This is a genomic window from Treponema sp. R6D11 (assembly GCF_054786075.1).
This window is the reverse complement of the sequence record NZ_BDHD01000733.1, coordinates 1-571: the sequence shown is the minus strand read 5'-3', so window position 1 is coordinate 571 and position 571 is coordinate 1. Positions and strand designations below refer to the sequence as shown.

General features: G+C 50.8%; 1 protein-coding gene and 1 pseudogene. Both read left to right on the top strand.

Going from position 1 to position 571, the window contains the following annotated elements; genetic code table 11:
- Positions 1-108: pseudogene (locus ACYVTD_RS15780) on the top strand (Holliday junction branch migration DNA helicase RuvB); the annotation flags it as partial.
- Positions 105-571 (top strand): S-adenosylmethionine:tRNA ribosyltransferase-isomerase (locus tag ACYVTD_RS15775; protein ID WP_461248641.1); only part of this gene is annotated, 467 nt, incomplete at its 3' end. The pseudogene ACYVTD_RS15780 and the gene ACYVTD_RS15775, both read left to right, overlap by 4 nt.

Sequence of the window (571 nt, the reverse complement as noted above, 5' to 3'; positions counted from 1 at the left end):
CTTTTACAGCGAAGCCCGCGCGGACGAATGGTAACAAGCCTCGCTTACGGTCACTTGGGGCTTGCGTCCCCGATTGGCGGAAACGGCGAAGGTTCCCTTTTCCAATGAAGACGGGCGATTTTTTCTTTGAGCTTCCCGAAAACCTTATCGCGCAGTTTCCGCCGCAAGAGCGCGGGCAGAGCAGGCTGATGACTCTTGACCGTACAACGGGGAAACGGGCGCATCGCACGGTTAAAGAACTGCCCGAAATTTTGCGAGGGTCTGAATTCTTAAGCAAAGACGGCCGTTTGCCCCTTTTGGTTTTTAATAACACAAAGGTAAGAAAGGCGAGGCTTATAGGAGAGTCAGAAGAGACGGGGGCGAAGGCCGAGTTTCTTTTACTTGAAAAATTTAAAGACGGAACTTGGAAAACCCTCGTAAAACGCGCGAAACGCCGAATGCCGGGAAGCTGTTATGTGTTTTCTGATACTGAGGGCGTAAAAATAGCGCGCGCGAAAATAACGCTCGCGGTAAACGAGTTCAGGATACTGGAGTTTGAAAACCCCATTACCGACGAATGGCTGGACAAGTA